Raw genomic sequence first — 16,350 nt, forward strand, 5'->3', positions numbered from 1 at the left:
GTGTTACCTCGAAGATGGGAAAAGTCGTGTCGGCATGTTCGACGGCGGGCGTACGCAAAAGTGCCCTGTTCAGCGTAGCCCAGCGCAGACGACGATTGAAGCGCAACCCGAAACAGGCGCATTCTCGGGTCATCAAAACGGCGATCGACCTAGGGGCGCAATCATGAAAAAGCGCGTAGCGCTGGTGTTGGGCTCGGGCGGTGCCCGGGGGTATGCGCATATCGGCGTGATCGAGGAAATCGAACGGCGCGGTTACGAGATTTCCTGTATCGCCGGTTGTTCCATGGGCGCGGTGGTTGGCGGGATCTACGCCGCCGGCAAGCTGGACGAATACCGCAACTGGATCGAGAGCCTGGACTACCTCGACGTGCTGCGCCTGGTGGACGTGAGTTTCCGCCTGGGCGCGATCCGTGGCGACAAGGTTTTCGGACAAATCCGCAAGATCGTCGGCGAAATCAATATCGAGCAGTTGCGCATTCCCTACACGGCGGTGGCCACGGACCTGACCAACCAGCAGGAAATCTGGTTTCAGGAAGGCTGCCTGCATCAGGCGATGCGCGCCTCTGCAGCGATTCCCAGCCTGTTCACCCCGGTGGTCCAGGGCAACCGCACGCTGGTCGATGGCGGCATTCTCAATCCGCTGCCGATCATCCCGGTGGTGTCCAGCCACAGTGACCTGATCATCGCGGTCAACCTCAACTCCACCAACCAGAAGCAGTACCAGTTGCCGGTGATCGAACGGCCGCCGGCGTTCAAGCTGCGCTTCGACAACCTGATCAGCTCGCTCGGCTCGCGCCTGCCGTTCCGGCGCAAGCAGGCCGAGGTGCTGCTGGGGCTGGAAAAGGAACTGGCGCAAGAGATGGAACAGGACCTGGCGATCGAAGCGACGCAGGTGCCCAATCCCTGGCTGGCAGACGCCGCCAGCCCCAAGGCCCAGCAACCCTCGGCGGCGCCGGAACGCGACGGCGCGCCGAAGTCGGCGACCGGCTCGTTCATTGTCGATAACGTCGGGCCAGCGTCATTGCTGGACCTGATCAACCAGAGTTTCGAGGTGATGCAGACCTCGCTGGCGCAATACAAGATCGCCGGGTATCCGCCAGATGTGCTGATTAACGTGCCGAAGCGGGTGTGCCGGTTTTTCGAGTTCTACAAAGCGCCGGAGCTGATCGCGCTGGGGCGGGAGATTGCGCGGGATACGCTGGATAACTATGAGGCGGAGCGGCGCTGAGGCCGCCAAGCCTCAAACCGGCTCCTGCCCTACCAACCGATACCCCACCCCCGGCTCGGTCACGATAAACCGCGGCGCCGTCGGGTCATCCCCGAGTTTCTGCCGCACATGGGCCACGACGATGCGCAGGTAATGCGTGTCGTCGACATGGGTCGGTCCCCAGATGTCCTTGAGCAACTGCTGCTGGGTGATGACCCGCCCCGGATGCCGTGCCAGTTGCGCCAGCAAGGCGTATTCCTTGCGGGTCAGCGCCACTTCTTCGCCGTCGAGGGTCACGCGCCGGTACGCCAAGTCCACGGTCAACGCGCCGAAACTGCACGCTGCCTGCGGCGCAGCCGCCTGGGGCACCTGGCGCAGCAGCGCGCGGACCCGGGCGAGAAACTCCTGGATGCCGAACGGCTTGGTCACGTAGTCATTGGCGCCGCTGTCCAGCGCCCGGACTTTCTCGCCCTCGCTGGCCCGCACCGACAACACCAGCACCGGCACCGCGCTCCATTCGCGCAGTTCGCGCAATACGTCCTGGCCGTCCATGTCCGGCAAGCCGAGGTCGAGCACCACCAGGTCCGGGCGGGACAGCGCCGCCTGGCTCAGGCCCTCGGCGCCGGTCCCCGCTTCGAGCACTTTGTAGCCCTGGGAGCTGAGGCTGATACGGAGGAATTTGCGGATCTGCGGTTCATCGTCGATGACCAGCAGGGTCGCGGTCTGGCTCATGGGGTCTCGCTGTCCAGTTCGGGTTGGGCCGGAAGCGGCAAGCATAGTGTGATGCAGGTGCCGTGACCATCGAGGCCGTCATCGACACGGATATGCCCGCCATGCGCGCCGATCATGCCCTGGCAGATGGCAAGCCCGAGCCCGGTGCCCTGCCCGCCGCGATCACCGCGGGCGGCGGTGTAGAACATGTCGAAGATGCGCTCGCGGTCCTGCGGGGCGATGCCCGGCCCTTCGTCGGCGACGGCCAGGCACAGGTGCTCGTCCTCGACACTCACACGCATCTCCAGCCGGCCATTGAGCGGAGAAAACCGCGCGGCGTTTTCCAGCACATTGACCAGCGCCTGCTCGATCAACGCCGCATGCACATAGAGCAGCGGCAAGTGGGCCGGCACCTCGGTGTGCAGGTGCAGCGGCGCCAGCACCACGCGCAGGCGGTTCAGGGCGCTGCCGACGATGTCCGCTGGCGCGACCCAGTCCCGCGCCAGCTTGAGGCCGCCGTGGCCGAGACGGGTCATGTCCAGCAGGTTCTGAATGTAGCGGTCCAGCCGTTCGGCTTCGTCGCGGGTGCCTTCCAGCAGTTCGCGGCGGTCTGCGGCGGGAATCGCATCGCCCAGTGCCAGCAGGCTGTCGATACTGCCGCGCATGGCGGTCAGCGGCGTGCGCAGGTCATGGGACACCGACGCCAGCAAAGCGCTGCGCAACTGCTCGGTTTCGCCGTGCAGGCGCGCGGCTTCCAACTGGTCCGCCAGCCGCGCCCGAGCCAGCGCCTGGGCCAGCGGCTGGCTGAGCGCCTTGAGCAGGCGACGACGTTGCGGCGCCAGCGCTTCGTCGCCCGCACGGGCACGCACGCCGAGCAAGGCCAGCGGGCCTTCGTCCACCGACAGCGGCCACCACCACCAGCGGCCATTGGGCAGCGTGTCGCTGCCCTGCCCCGCGGCCTGGTCGTGCTGCCACGCCCACTCGGCGGCGGCGCGTTCGTTGTCGCTGAATTGCAGCACGCCGCCGCTGGCCACCTGCAAACGGCCTTCGGCGTCGCGCTCCAGCAGGCAGGCCTGCAAGTCCGACCAACCTTCCAGGTGTTGCCCCGCGGCGCTGAACACCGCCTGGCGGTCAGTGGCCGCAGTGAGTTTGCGCGACAGGTCGAGCAGTTGCCCGGTCTGTTCCTGGGTCTCGCGCAACGCCTTGAGTTGCCGGCGTTGCCGCGCGGCGAGGTTGCCGGTGAGCACCGCCATCAACAGGAAGAACAGCGAGGTCAGCACGTCTTCTTCGCGCTGGATGGCGAAGGAGAAATTCGGCGGGATAAACAGGAAGTCATACGCCAGGAACGACATCGCCGCACAGGCCAGCGCCGGACCGATGCTGCTGCGCACCGCCACCAGCAGGACTGCGGCGAGGAACACCAGCGAGATGTTCGGCAGGTCCATGACCCGCGCCACCGCCGAGGCCAGCCCGGTGGCGAGCAAGGTAGCCAGCAAGGCCAGGGCGTAGTGACGCCAGACCCAGACGCGAGGCGCGACCGTCCGCGTCGGCTCCGGCTGGGCATCGCGGTCAAGAACGTTGATTTCCAGACCGTGGGCCTCGCGCAGCAAGCGGGTCGCCACGCCCGCGCCGAACAGACGGCGGCGCAGGCGATCCCGCGACTGCCCCACCAGCACCAGGCTGGCGCGGCGTTCGATGGCATGCTGAATCAGCGTGCGCGCCACTTCCCCGGCGCGCAGCACCACCACTTCGCCACCCAGGCGCTCGGCCAGTTGCTGCGCCGCTTGCAGGCGCTGGCGAGCGGTTTCGTCGCGCAGGCGACCGTTGTCGACATGCACCAGGCTCCACGGCAGATGACGGCGCTGGGCGACCCGGCTGGCATGCCGCACCAGCCGCTCGGCCTGGGCATCCCCATCCACACCCACCAGCAAGCGCCCGCGCAGCGCCGGGGCATCCTGACCCAAGCGGCGATAGCCGTGAGCAAGGTCGGCATCGACCTGGGCCGCGGCGGTCTGCATCGCCAGTTCGCGCAACGCGGTGAGGTTGGTCTGGGTGAAGAAGGCATCGATCGCCGCCCGCGCCTGTTCCGGCACGTAGACCTTGCCGTCGCGCAAGCGCTCCAGCAGTTCCCGTGGCGGCAGGTCGATCAGCACCAGTTCGAAGGCTTCCTGCAGGACCCAGTCCGGCAGCGTTTCGCGCACCTGCACGCCGGTGATGCCGCGCACATGGTCGTTGAGACTTTCCAGGTGCTGGACGTTGACCGTGGTGTAAACGTCGATGCCCGCCGCCAGCAGTTCCTGCACATCCTGCCAGCGCTTGGTGTGTCGGCTGCCGGGGGCGTTGCTGTGGGCCAGTTCGTCCACCAGCACCAGCTCCGGCGCGGCCTTGAGCAGTCCGTCGAGGTCCATTTCCTCAAGGATCACGCCGCGGTATTCCGAGCGCACCAGCGGCTGCTGCGGGATGCCGCCGAGCAGCGCTTCGGTCTCGCTGCGGCCGTGGGTTTCCACCACCCCGGCGAGCACCCGCACGTTATGCCGCAGGCGCGCATGGGCGGCCTGCAGCATGGCGTAGGTCTTGCCCACCCCCGGGGCGGCGCCGAGAAACACCTTGAGCCGGCCGCGCCCTTCGCGCGGCAGTTCGGCAAGCAGCGCGTCGGCGCGCTGCGAATCACTGTGGGTCACGCTGTGTCCTTATTTCGAGAGCGGGGCGAGCCGGTCGAGGGCCGCGTTCAGCGCCAGGACGCTGACCACCGGTGGGCCGACCAAGGGTTGCAGGGTGGCCTGCTCCACCAGACCTTGCAACGTCTGTTGCGAGATCTGCCGCGCCGCCGCCACCCGTGGCAGTTGATAGGCCACCGCCGCCGGCGGCAGGTGCGGATCGAGGCCGCTGCCGGAGGTGGTCAGCAAGGCCAGCGGCACCGGCCCCTGCGCCTCGCGATAGAGACCGCCGGCGGCCTCGTCGATGCGCGTGGCCAGGGCCGGGTTGCTCGGCGCCAGGTTGCTCGCGCCGCTGGCCACGGTAGCGTAGTCGGCGGCGGACGGCCGCGACTGGAACCAGGCGTCGCCGCTGAACGGCTGGGCGATCAGCCAGGAGCCGCGGACCTGGCCCTGCTCGTCGCGCATCAGGCTGCCATTGGCCTGCTCGGGAAAGGCCACCTGGGCGATGCCGGTGACCAGCAGCGGGTAACCGACCCCGGTCAGCAGGGTCATCAGCAGCAACAGGCTCAAGGCCGGACGAAGATGAGTAGTCATGGGTAATTCCTCGGTTCAGACCAGGTGTAGGGCGTTGAGCAGCAGGTCGATCAGCTTGATGCCGGCGAACGGCACCAGTAGACCGCCAAGGCCATAGATCAGTAGGTTGCGCCGCAGCAGGTGGGCAGCGCTGGCCGCCTTGACTCGCACCCCGCGCAAGGCCAGCGGGATCAGCACGACGATGATCAGCGCGTTGAACACGATGGCTGAGACGATGGCGCTCTGCGGGCTGGCCAGGTGCATCAGGTTGAGCACGCCCAGTTGCGGGTAGATCGCGGCGAACAGCGCCGGCAGGATGGCGAAGTATTTGGCCACGTCGTTGGCGATGGAAAAGGTGGTCAGCGCGCCACGGGTGACCAGCAGTTCCTTGCCGACCTGAACGACATCCAGCAGCTTGGTCGGGTCGCTGTCGAGGTCGACCATGTTGGCCGCCTCGCGGGCCGCCTGGGTGCCGTCGTTCATCGCCATGCCGACATCGGCCTGGGCCAGCGCCGGGGCATCGTTGGCGCCGTCGCCGCACATGGCGACCAGGCGACCGTCGTCCTGCTCCTGGCGGATGCGCGCCAGTTTCTTCTCCGGCGTGGCTTCGGCCAGCACGTCATCGACACCGGCTTCGGCGGCGATGGCAGCGGCGGTCAGCGGGTTGTCGCCGGTGACCATGACCGTGCGGATGCCGAGCTTGCGCAGTTCGGCGAAGCGCTCGCGGATACCCGGCTTGACCACGTCCTTGAGGTGGATGACGCCGAGCAGGCGCTTGTCCACGCAGACCAGCAAGGGCGTGCCGCCGCTCTGGGCGATCTTGTCCACTTCACGGGCCAGCGGCGCCGGCATTTCCAGGCGTTGCAGACCGACAAAGGCCAGCAGCGAATCCACCGCGCCCTTGCGGTAGCGACGCGCACCGAAATCGACACCGGACAGCCGCGTCTCGGCGCTGAAGGGCACCGGCACCAGCTCCGCCATCGACGGCTCGGCAAAGTCATGCAACTGACGCAGGTACTCGACGATGGACTTGCCTTCGGCGGTGTCGTCGGCCAGCGAGGCGAGCAAGGCACCCTCGGCCAGCTCCCGCGCGGTGACGCCTGGCGCGGCGAACACCGCGCTGCAACGACGGTTGCCGAAGGTGATGGTGCCGGTCTTGTCGAGCATCAACACATGCACATCCCCCGCCGCTTCCACGGCACGGCCGGAGCGGGCGATGACATTCAGGCGCACCAGGCGGTCCATGCCGGCGATGCCGATGGCCGAGAGCAGGCCGCCGATGGTGGTGGGGATCAGCGTTACCAGCAGCGCCACGAGGAACACCATGGGAATGTTGCCGCCGGCGAAATGGGCGAACGGCTGCAGGGTGACCACCACCACCAGGAAGATCAGGGTCAGGCCGATCAGCAGGATGTCCAGGGCGATTTCATTGGGCGTCTTCTGCCGCTTGGCGCCTTCGACCAGGGCGATCATGCGGTCGAGGGTCGATTCGCCGGGGTTGGTAGTGATCTGCACCAACAGCCAGTCGGACACCAGCCGGGTGCTGCCGGTGACCGCCGAACGATCGCCGCCAGACTCGCGGATCACCGGCGCGGATTCACCGGTAATCGCTGCTTCGTTGACTGCGGCGATACCTTCGATGACCTCGCCGTCGCCGGGGATCATCTCGCCGGCTTCGACCCGCACCACGTCACCCTTGCGCAGGGCTGTGGCGGCGACCACTTCGAAACCACCGCTGCTGGTCCGGCGCCGAGCACTGAGGCCCTGGTTGCCGGCCTTGAGGCTGTCGGCGCGGGCCTTGCCGCGGCCCTCGGCGAGGGCTTCGGCAAAGTTGGCGAACAGCACGGTGAACCACAGCCACACCGCGATCTGCACCGACACGCCAGTGGGCACACCGCTGTCGGGCAACAGGCACAGTACCGTGGTGAAAATCGCGGTCAGCTCCACCACCAGCATTACCGGGGCGCGCTTGAGCTGGCGCGGGTCGAGCTTGACGAAGGCCTGCAGCAACGCCGGACGCCACAGTGCGGCGAACGAGGTCCGGGGGCTGCTTTTGGCTGCCGTGTTCACTTCGGGAATCGGCATGTTCATGGATTCACTCCTTGCAAGCCCAGGCTCAGGAATTCAGCGACCGGACCCAGGGCCAGGGCCGGCAGGAAGGTCAGGCCACCGACCAACAGGATGGTGACCACCAGCAGGGTGACGAACAGCGGGCCGTGGGTCGGGAAGCTGTTCAGGCCCACCGGCGCAGTCTTTTTCAGCGCCAGGCTGCCGGCCAGGGCGAGCACCGGGAGGATGTAGCCGAAGCGACCGATCAACATGCCCAGGCCGATCATCAGGTTGTGGAACGTGGTGTTGGCACCCAGCCCGGCGAAGGCCGAACCGTTGTTGGCGCTGGCCGAGGTGTAGGCATAGAGCAACTGGCTGAAACCGTGGGCGCCGGGGTTGCTGACGCTCGCCGCCGGACCGGGCAACGCGGTGGCGAGGGCGCCGAGGATCAGCACACCGACCGGCATCACCAGCAGCGTCGCGACCAGCAGTTGCACCTCGCGGGCCTGGAGTTTCTTGCCGAGGTATTCCGGGGTGCGGCCGATCATCAGGCCGGCGAGGAACACCGCGATCAGCACGTTCAGCAACATGCCGTAGAGCCCGGCACCGACGCCGCCGAAGATCACTTCGCCGACCATCATGTTGACCAGCGCGACCATGCCGGTCAGCGGGTTGAGGCTGTCGTGCATGGCGTTGACCGAGCCGTTGGAGGCGGCGGTGGTGGTCACGGTCCAGAGCACGCTGCCGGTGGTGCCAAAGCGGCTTTCCTTGCCTTCGAGCGGCGCGCTTTGCTCGACCTGCGGGTTACTCAGGGTCGGGTTGGCCTGGTACTCCGACCACAGCGCCGTGGCGCCGCCGATCAGGAACAGCGCCAGCATGCCGGCGATGATCGCGCGGCTCTGGCGCAGGTCCTTGACGTAATGGCCGAAGGTGAACACCAGGGCCACCGGAATGAGGATGATCGACGCGACTTCGAACAGGTTGCTCCAGGCCGTGGGGTTCTCGAACGGGTGCGCCGAGTTGACGCCGAAGAAGCCGCCACCGTTGGTGCCCAGTTGCTTGATGGCGATCTGGCTGGCGGCCGGGCCGAGCGGAATGACCTGATCGGCGCCTTGTAGGGTGATCGCGTGAACGTAGTCACTGAAGGTCTGCGGCACGCCCTGCCAGACCAGCAACAACGCCAGCACCAGGCACAGCGGCAACAGGCCGTAGAGGGTGGCGCGGGTCATGTCGACCCAGAAGTTGCCGAGGGTGCCGATGGAACGCCGGGCGATGCCGCGGCACAGCGCGACCAGCACGGCCAGGCCGGTGGCGGCGCTGACGAAGTTCTGCACGGTCAGGCCGATCATCTGGCTCAGGTAGCTGACCGAGGCTTCGCCACTGTAGGACTGCCAGTTGGTGTTGGTCATGAAACTGACCGCAGTGTTGAACGCCAGCGACCATTCCTGGCCCGGCAGGTGCTGCGGGTTCAGCGGCAGGAACGCCTGCAGACGCAGCACGGTGAACAACAGCAGGAAGCCGGCAAGGTTGAACGCCAGCAGCGCCAGGGCGTACTGCTTCCAGTTCTGCTCCTGTTCGGCCTTGACCCCGGCGATGCGGTAGCAACCGCGCTCGACCGGCCCCAGAACGGGCGTCATCCAGGTGCGCTGGCCTTCCATCACCTTGTAATAGAAGCGCCCGAGCCAGGGTGCCGGCAACAGCACCAGGGCGAAGAACACCAGCAGCAATGCGTAATCGTAACTGTGCATGGCTGCTCCCTAGCCGCGATCGGCGCGCAGCAACGCGGCCATCAGGTACACAAACAACGCCACTGCCAGCAGCAGTGACACCCCGTCCAGAATGCTCATGAGAAATCTCCGTCCAACGGCACCTGCCGCGTAGGGAAATTCTCTGGCTGAGGCGAGTAAAGGGACGAGAGCGAGGATGCGTGTTGCGCATAAAGAAAGCGTAAAACCAGCGCCGGCCGGGCATTTTGATGCATCACACACAATCGACGTAGGTCGCGTATGCATAGACCGAATCGATATCGGTTATAAGCTAATTCGATATGAATATATTTAGGTATAAAAAAAGTGGTTATGCTGCGCGCGCCCTTCGATTCAAGAGCGTGTCAGGTAACGTATGGATGTCGGTTCTTTTGGCTTCACCATTGCTGGTCTGGTAGTCGGTTTCATTGTCGGTATGACCGGTGTCGGCGGCGGCTCGCTGATGACCCCGATCCTGCTCTGGTTCGGCATCAACCCGGCCACCGCGGTCGGCACCGACCTGCTCTACGCGGCCATCACCAAGGCCAGCGGCGTCTGGGTCCATAGCAAACAGAAAAACATCGACTGGGCGATCACCGGTTGGCTGGCCCTCGGCAGCGTGCCGGCGGCGGCGGCGACCTTGTGGTTCCTCAGCACCCTGCACACCGACACTGCGGCGCTGAACGCCATCATCAAGCAGGGCCTGGCGGTGGTGCTGATCCTCACGGCGCTGGCGATCCTGTTCAAATCCCGTCTTCAAGCCTTCGCCAGCAAGCATGCCGGTGACCGTTACCACCTGAGCGGGCGCAGCCTGAATGTGCTGACCGTGATCACCGGCGTGGTCCTCGGCGTGATGGTCTCGCTGACCTCCATCGGTGCCGGCGCGCTGGGCACCGTGGCGTTGTTCCTGCTTTATCCGTACCTGGTGACCCGCCGCCTGGTCGGCACCGAAATCGCCCACGCCGTGCCGCTGACTCTGGTCGCCGGCCTTGGCCATGCCAGCATGGGCAACATGGACTGGTCGCTGCTGGGTTATCTGCTGCTGGGCTCGTTGCCGGGGATCTACATCGGCAGCCACCTGACCGGGCGGATCTCGGACAACGTGCTGCGCCCTTGCCTGGCGACGATGCTGTTGTTGATTGGGTACAAGTTGGCGTTTTGAGATGCCGCAGATGTGAATAAGCGATCACCGCCTGTTGGTGGCTAGGCTCTGTATGAAAAGCCTTGAGACGAAGGTCAGGCAAGGCGAAAACAGCCGAGGAACGGCCGGGTCGCGCTCGACGTTTACGGGTTGTAAATGAGCATTCCGACCGGGCTGGTCGAAGCCGTGGTCGAGGGCTGACTGTGTCTCGGCGCCATGACGCTGTTGGGGGACTCGTAAGAGAAGCCAAGGCTACTGATCGGGGTCTACACGGGGTTTGGTTTTCTGTTCCATTACGCCCCTAACCCCGTTTTGAACTCGGAAACGATACCGGCTTATAGATACCCCCATGGGGTGGCCAGTTGTAGCGTGATGAGGTAACGCTCCTCTGTTGGGCGACTATCATCTCTGAAGCGTCCAACTACCAGCATCACTTCATATTTGTTACTCGCTCGCCAGTAAGCACTACCGCCTCGGTTGACGTCTCGCAATCGGGCACGCCACTCAGGCGTGTCGGCGAACGGAGGGTCTTTTTCTGTCCCGATGGAAATCCAACCAGCCTTGCGCCATTGCTCCTGCAAATCCAGCACGACTCTTAGGGTGTCGTCGAGCACTAGCGGCTCAATTTGAGGGGACATGCGGATGCCGTCGACCAGTCCATCAGTGAAACCTATCGTGAAGAAGCGGGCCAGAGGGGTTACAAATCCATATTGAGGGTCTATGAGTCGCAGTCGGGCATCAGTCTTTGGCACCAAGAACCAGTGATGCCCAGGAATGGCGGGGTCGATCGCTGCGCTGGAGCGCTGACGCATGTCTTCCCAAGGTTCGCCAGGCGTCAATGCGATTTCGGGTTCATCTGCAAAAAGACGCACGCCCCCAAAGACCAGAAGTGCGGCAACGAATAGACCAAGCCCGCCACGTTGCCAACCTATCGGCCCGAGCCGGTTCATCGGACACCCAGGCCTTTGGCGATATCGTCAATGGCCTGTTCGATTCGATGCCGCTCAGTGCTGTGCAACAATCCTTCAAACTCCGCAGCTGCTTTAAGCACGAAAGTCATGCGTTGGTCCGAGGGAATCAATCCGGCGTAACACGGACAGCCACTGAAGCTGTCCAGGCTTCCCGCGACCAGTACGCCTTCATTGATAAATGACGGAATGCCGCCGTGGATCTGATAGGTCTTCCCGGTCACGCCGCACGTCACCGAGTCACCCTGACGGGCCGAAGGCAAGCCCTCGATGATAAATTCGCTGTCGCCGGTTAGAACCTGGCCGCCACAGGTGGTCTTGTCGCCAATGCGTATGAGGTAGCCCAGCACCATGAATCTGCGTCCTTGTAGGTTTGCTCAAGAGCTCCCGGGAAAGGGTTCACCGGGCAAAGGGCAGATACTTGCTGGGCGCAGGCTGGCAGTCAGCAGGGCGATTCTTAGTGATATGTAGGATGTTTCTGAGATAGCAATCACTGACGGCCCTGGCCCCATGGACCGTCAGTGATCCCGCTTATAAATACTTCAACCAGGCAATATCCCGCCGCCGTGCCTTCAGCCGGGCAAACCAGCGCACCGGCAGGTACAACGCCAACGCCAGCAGTGCTGCCGCGATCCACACCGCCAGCACCGAATCAAAGCCGAAATACTGCCCATGGTTGGTGCCCCAGATCGCCACGCTGGCGAGGTACAGCAGCTTCAGCACATACAAATGCAGCAAATAGAAGAACATCGGCGCCGCACCGAACACCGCCAGCCAGCGCACCGCGCGTCCGTCGTTGCGGCGCTCGAACAGCACCAGCAACAGCAGGCCGATCCCCAGCGTCAGGGCGAGGAACAACAACGACGGCGGGGATTTGGTGATGTTGAAGAAGCTCATCAGCGTCTGCACCGCCGTGTCACCGCTCAACCAGGGCTTCTCGCCATAGCCGTTGAGCAAGCGCAACACCAGGAATAGACCCAAGGCCCCGATGGCAGTCCCCAGCAATAGCTGACGACGCTGCCCCGCCTCAGTGCTCCGCGCAAACCACGGACCGATGGCATAGCCCAACGAAATCACGCCGATCCACGGCAACAGCGGATATGACGTGCGCAACCGCAGGCCCTCGGACACCTCGATCCAGCCACGGTCATGCAGCACCGCCCACGGCACATGGGCCCAGTGCCCGACCGCGAAATGCAGTCCGTCGAGCAGGTTGTGCCCGGCCACCAGCAGCACGCCGAGGGCGATCAGCAAACCGCGCGGCAGCCACAACAGCGCGCTCAGCGCCAGCATGCTCAGGCCAATGGCCCAGATCACTTGCAGGTAGATCACGCTCGGCGGCAACTGGAAGGTCCAGGCGAAGTTGACCAGGGTGAATTCCAGCACCACCAGGAACAATCCGCGCTTGAACAGGAAGGCCGAGACGGCCGCCTTGCCCTGGTATTTCTCGCCATAGAGAAACGCCGACAAACCGGTGAGCAAGATGAACACCGGCGCGCACAGGTGCGCCAGGGTACGGCTGAGGAACAAGCTCGGGTCGATCTGGGTCACATCCATCGGGTCGGCGACCTGCAGGTGCAGGTAGAAGGTTTCCCGGACGTGGTCCAGCAACATGAAAAGGATCACCAGCCCGCGCAGGGCATCGATCGAGTGGAGACGCGTTGAAGGTAGGGGCGACATGCGACAGGATTTCTCATTCATGCAATGTAATAGTGTTACACATGATGGCACGTAGCCGCGCAGCCTGTCACTTTGACGATTGCCCGATCCCCGCTACATTGGCCGGCGTTGCGCCCATCACTCACCCCGCCGAGCCCACGCCATGCTGATCGCCGTCTCGATTTTCGTCCTCACCCTGGTGCTGGTGATCTGGCAACCGCGGGGTTTGAGCATCGGCTGGAGCGCCAGCGGCGGCGCGATCCTGGCGCTGCTCGCAGGCGTCGTGCATCCGGGCGATATCCCGGCGGTCTGGGCCATCGTATGGAACGCTACCGCGACCTTTATCGCGCTGATCATCATCAGTCTGCTGCTGGATGAAGCCGGCTTCTTCGAATGGGCCGCGCTACACATGGCGCGCTGGAGCAAGGGCCGCGGCGCACGCCTGTTCACCCTGATGGTGCTGCTCGGCGCGGCGGTGTCGGCGCTGTTCGCCAACGACGGCGCGGCGCTGATCCTTACCCCGATCGTGGTGGCGATGCTCCAGGCTCTGCGCTTCTCGCCGGCGGCGACCCTGGCCTTCGTCATGGCTGCGGGCTTTATCGCCGACACCGCGAGCCTGCCGCTGGTGGTGTCGAATCTGGTGAATATCGTTTCGGCGGACTTCTTCGGCATCGGCTTCGGCGAGTACGCCTCGGTGATGTGGCCGGTGAACCTGGCGAGCATCGCCGCCACTCTCGGCATGCTCTGGTGGTTCTTCCGCAAGGACATCCCGCGCCACTTCGAGCCGACCCTGAAAGCCCCGCGCGACGCCATCCGCGACGTGCACACCTTCTACGCCGGCTGGGTGGTGCTGGTATTCCTGCTGCTGGCGCTGTTTGCCCTGGAGCCGCTGGGAATTCCGGTCAGCCTGGTATCGGGCGTGTGCGCGCTGGTCCTGCTGCTGGTGGCCGGGCGCGGCAAGGTGATTTCCACGCGCAAGGTCATGCGTCATGCGCCCTGGCATATCGTGGTGTTCTCGCTGGGCATGTACCTGGTGGTCTACGGTTTGCGCAACGCCGGGCTGACCGAGCACATCAGCGGCCTGCTCGACCTGCTCGCCAGCCATGGCCTGTGGGCCGCGACCCTCGGCACCGGGCTGCTCGCGGCGCTGCTGTCTTCGGTGATGAACAACCTGCCCAGCGTGCTGGTCGGCGCCCTGTCGATTCACGGCGCCGAGGCCAGCGGGGTGATCCGCGAGGCGATGATCTACGCCAACGTGATCGGCTGCGACCTCGGCCCGAAGATCACCCCGATCGGTAGCCTCGCCACCCTGCTCTGGCTACATGTGCTGGCGCGGCGCGATATCCGTATCACCTGGGGTTACTACTTCAAGGTCGGCAGCCTGCTGACGCTGCCGGTGCTGCTGGTCACGCTGGTCGCACTGGCGCTGCGCCTGAGCGTGCCGGGCTGAGCGAAAGACTCAGCCAGGCCAGCACCGCCAGCCACACCACTGCCGTGCCGTAGTTGAGCCGCTGGTACAGACCAAAACCGTGACCACTCTCCAGCGCCTGGCCCATCAGTCCGACGCTGACCAGCGCCAGCACCGTGCACAGCGTCGAAAATCCTGAGAACGCAGGCGAAGCCAACAGGCGCTTGCCAAGAAAGATCCACAGCGCACTGGCCAGCGTCAGCGACAGGAACATCACCAGCCCGGACAGGTTATGCACCTGCTGCGAGACCGACGGCTGCGCCGGGGCGCAGCCCTGGTCGCAGGCAAACAGTCCCGTGCCGATGCTGGCCAGGCCATGAATCAGCACCAGCACCGCGCTGAGCCGTGCCAGCCGCGAGCCGGCGAAGCGCCGCCACAGCCCCACCGCCACCAGCACGAACAGCACGCCCAGCGGGAAATTGTTCACCCAGGCGGAAAAGCCGTGGGTCGCCGCGCCCTGCTCGCCGAGGCGGCTCATGGCGAAGTCAGCATGGTTGTAGCCGGGATACTGGCTGGCGGTCAGCAGCACGCCGAACAACAGCCAGACGGGAATCAGCACGCCTGCTCGAAGCAATAAACGGTCGGTGGTCGTCATGTCCTGCGCTCCTTTCTTGTCAGGCCTCGCACGCTACGCAGCGAGGCCAGCAAGTGTTACCGATTTTTTTGCAAGGCAGCTTGCCCTTGGGTCATCCTGTCGCCCCGATGCGCCAAGGATGGATGTTCGTGACCCGCCGCCTGCCCAGCACCACCGCCCTGCTCGCCCTCGAAGCCGCCGCCCGGCACCAGAGCTTCGCCCGCGCCGCGCAGGAGCTGTCCGTGACCGAAGGCGCCATCAGCCGGCAGATCGCCAAGCTGGAAAGCCAGTTGAACGTGCGCCTGTTCCTGCGCATCGGCAACCGCGTCGAACTGTCCGAACTTGGCGCCCGCTATGCCGCCGACATGCGCGACGCCCTCGACCTGATCGAACGCAAGACCCGCCAACTGCTCACCAGCGCCCGCAGCGACGCGACCCTGGAAATCGGCGTGATCCCCACCCTCGCCAGCCGCTGGCTGATTCCGCGGATGGCGCGTTTCCAGCAGCGCCATCCGCATATCCAGGTCAACCTGCGCGAGCGCACCGAACCCTTCGCCTTTACCGACAGCGCACTGCATGCGGCGATCAACTTCGAGCACCCGGCCTGGGCGGCCATGCAGGTGCAGCCGCTGTTCGAAGAACCGCTACTCGCGGTCTGCCACCCCGACCTCGCCGCGCGCCCGCCCGCCGAGCAGCCGCTGCTGCACAAGCACGACCACGGCAACCTCTGGAACGAATACGCCCGGCACGCCGGCATCGACCTGCCCGATGCTGGCAGCGGCCCGCGCTTCGACCGTTTTTCCTTGCTGATCGACGCCGCCAAGGCCGGTATCGGCATGGCCCTGGTGCCGCGCTTTTACGTCGAAGACGAACTGCAACAGGGACGCCTGCACGCGCCCTGGCCGGAGGTTTCGGCGCTGACCGAGCGCTATGTGCTGGTCACCCGCCCCGGCGAGCAGCCGCCCGCGCTGGAACTGTTCAAACACTGGCTGCTGGAAGAAAGCAGCAGCCAGGCCCGATGTGTCTCAAAGGAGTGAAGATGAACCTTGCCCTGTCGGTTTATGCCCTGTGTGTCGTGGTCCTGTTCCTGAAAATGCTCGGTATCTCTTGCTACCAAGGCTTTCATCGCATCAGCCGGTTGACCTTCGCCAACCCCGAGGACGCCCGCTTCGTGGGGCGCGCCGCCAGCCCGCAGGAACTGCCCGAGGTCACCCGGGCGGCGAAAGCCTGGGGCAACGACCTGGAAAACATCCCGCTGTTCTTCGTCCTCGGCGGCTTGTGCGTGGTGCTCAAGACCAGCGTCAGCGCCACTATCCTGTTGTTCTGCGTGTTCACCCTGGCGCGGGTGGCGCACACCCTGGCGTACCTCAACCAGTGGCAGCCGTGGCGAACGATGTTCTACGCCGTAGCGCTGGTTTGCCTGCTGGGGATGGCCGGGATGATCGTGGCCAGTGCCAGCGAAGCGCTGCTGGGTTGATCGCTCATCTGATGGGCTGTCCCACAGATATTCAGCGCACTTGCCATCTCCCCGCCAGTAGCGCTACTGTCAGCCCCATGAATCGGTTCCGCAGCACCTCGACCACCCTGACCACCACCGC

Annotated in this window: 15 protein-coding genes; 5 read left to right on the forward strand and 10 right to left on the reverse strand. The window is 65.0% G+C overall.

What is annotated here, in order from left to right; translation table 11 throughout:
* Positions 1-163: 163 nt before the first annotated feature.
* Entirely contained in the window at positions 164-1,228 is a 1,065-nt protein-coding gene (locus tag HWV67_RS29300; protein ID WP_175653756.1) for a patatin-like phospholipase family protein, read from the forward strand.
* A 12-nt stretch (positions 1,229-1,240) separates the two neighbouring features.
* Here the strand turns inward: HWV67_RS29300 and HWV67_RS29305 are convergent, their stop codons facing one another.
* Genes HWV67_RS29305 through kdpF form a run of 6 tightly spaced genes read right to left on the reverse strand, consistent with a single transcriptional unit; the run spans position 1,241 to position 9,209 of the window.
* On the reverse strand, positions 1,241-1,939 hold the full coding sequence (locus HWV67_RS29305; protein WP_095157832.1) for a response regulator: 699 nt from the start codon (positions 1,937-1,939) through the stop codon (positions 1,241-1,243).
* Positions 1,936-4,599 carry a sensor histidine kinase gene (locus HWV67_RS29310; RefSeq protein ID WP_175653757.1) on the reverse strand — a complete coding sequence of 888 codons (2,664 nt, stop codon included), beginning with the start codon at positions 4,597-4,599 and terminating at the stop codon, positions 1,936-1,938. The genes HWV67_RS29305 and HWV67_RS29310 overlap by 4 nt, the downstream gene beginning before the upstream one ends.
* 9 nt (positions 4,600-4,608) lie before the next feature.
* Positions 4,609-5,169, reverse strand: coding sequence for a potassium-transporting ATPase subunit KdpC (gene kdpC, locus HWV67_RS29315; RefSeq protein ID WP_175653758.1), 561 nt, complete (start codon positions 5,167-5,169; stop codon positions 4,609-4,611).
* 15 nt (positions 5,170-5,184) lie between these two features.
* Entirely contained in the window at positions 5,185-7,239 is a 2,055-nt protein-coding gene (kdpB, locus tag HWV67_RS29320) for a potassium-transporting ATPase subunit KdpB (protein WP_175653759.1), read from the reverse strand.
* Positions 7,236-8,945: a potassium-transporting ATPase subunit KdpA gene (kdpA, locus tag HWV67_RS29325; protein WP_175653760.1), complete on the reverse strand. Its 1,710-nt coding sequence runs from the start codon at positions 8,943-8,945 to the stop codon at positions 7,236-7,238. Before kdpA ends, kdpB begins: the two co-directional genes overlap by 4 nt.
* A gap of 9 nt (positions 8,946-8,954) precedes the next feature.
* Entirely contained in the window at positions 8,955-9,209 is a 255-nt protein-coding gene (gene kdpF / locus HWV67_RS32325; protein ID WP_371929356.1) for a K(+)-transporting ATPase subunit F, read from the reverse strand.
* Between the two features lie 109 nt (positions 9,210-9,318).
* Here kdpF and HWV67_RS29335 point away from each other — a divergent pair, with 109 nt between their 5' ends.
* Positions 9,319-10,104 carry a sulfite exporter TauE/SafE family protein gene (locus HWV67_RS29335; protein WP_095157844.1) on the forward strand — a complete coding sequence of 262 codons (786 nt, stop codon included), beginning with the start codon at positions 9,319-9,321 and terminating at the stop codon, positions 10,102-10,104.
* Positions 10,105-10,418: 314 nt separating this feature from the next.
* Here HWV67_RS29335 and HWV67_RS29340 read toward each other — a convergent pair whose 3' ends face one another.
* From HWV67_RS29340 to HWV67_RS29350, 3 genes are all read right to left on the reverse strand, one after another.
* Positions 10,419-11,033, reverse strand: coding sequence for a hypothetical protein (locus HWV67_RS29340; RefSeq protein ID WP_175653761.1), 615 nt, complete (start codon positions 11,031-11,033; stop codon positions 10,419-10,421).
* Positions 11,030-11,404: a PAAR domain-containing protein gene (locus HWV67_RS29345; RefSeq protein WP_175653762.1), complete on the reverse strand. Its 375-nt coding sequence runs from the start codon at positions 11,402-11,404 to the stop codon at positions 11,030-11,032. Before HWV67_RS29345 ends, HWV67_RS29340 begins: the two co-directional genes overlap by 4 nt.
* 178 nt (positions 11,405-11,582) lie before the next feature.
* Positions 11,583-12,731 (reverse strand): DUF1624 domain-containing protein, encoded by a 1,149-nt coding sequence (locus HWV67_RS29350; RefSeq protein ID WP_175653763.1) that lies wholly within the window; start codon positions 12,729-12,731, stop codon positions 11,583-11,585.
* Positions 12,732-12,873: 142 nt separating this feature from the next.
* On the opposite strand from HWV67_RS29350, the gene HWV67_RS29355 reads away from it, so the two are divergent.
* On the forward strand, positions 12,874-14,160 hold the full coding sequence (locus tag HWV67_RS29355) for an arsenic transporter (RefSeq protein WP_175653764.1): 1,287 nt from the start codon (positions 12,874-12,876) through the stop codon (positions 14,158-14,160).
* On the opposite strand, the gene HWV67_RS29360 is transcribed toward HWV67_RS29355, so the two are convergent.
* Entirely contained in the window at positions 14,117-14,773 is a 657-nt protein-coding gene (locus tag HWV67_RS29360; protein WP_175653765.1) for a DUF998 domain-containing protein, read from the reverse strand. The genes HWV67_RS29355 and HWV67_RS29360 overlap by 44 nt on opposite strands.
* Positions 14,774-14,901: 128 nt before the next feature.
* Here HWV67_RS29360 and HWV67_RS29365 point away from each other — a divergent pair, with 128 nt between their 5' ends.
* Together HWV67_RS29365 and HWV67_RS29370 are read left to right on the forward strand one after the other, a co-directional pair.
* Positions 14,902-15,789 carry a LysR substrate-binding domain-containing protein gene (locus tag HWV67_RS29365; RefSeq protein WP_175653766.1) on the forward strand — a complete coding sequence of 296 codons (888 nt, stop codon included), beginning with the start codon at positions 14,902-14,904 and terminating at the stop codon, positions 15,787-15,789.
* A gap of 2 nt (positions 15,790-15,791) precedes the next feature.
* The gene (locus tag HWV67_RS29370) at positions 15,792-16,229 is read left to right on the forward strand and encodes an MAPEG family protein (protein WP_175653767.1); all 438 of its coding nucleotides are present in this window, start codon (positions 15,792-15,794) and stop codon (positions 16,227-16,229) included.
* Positions 16,230-16,350: the final 121 nt, after the last annotated feature.

The organism is Pseudomonas sp. Marseille-P9899 (assembly GCF_903166565.1).
Lineage (GTDB): Bacteria > Pseudomonadota > Gammaproteobacteria > Pseudomonadales > Pseudomonadaceae > Aquipseudomonas > Aquipseudomonas huaxiensis.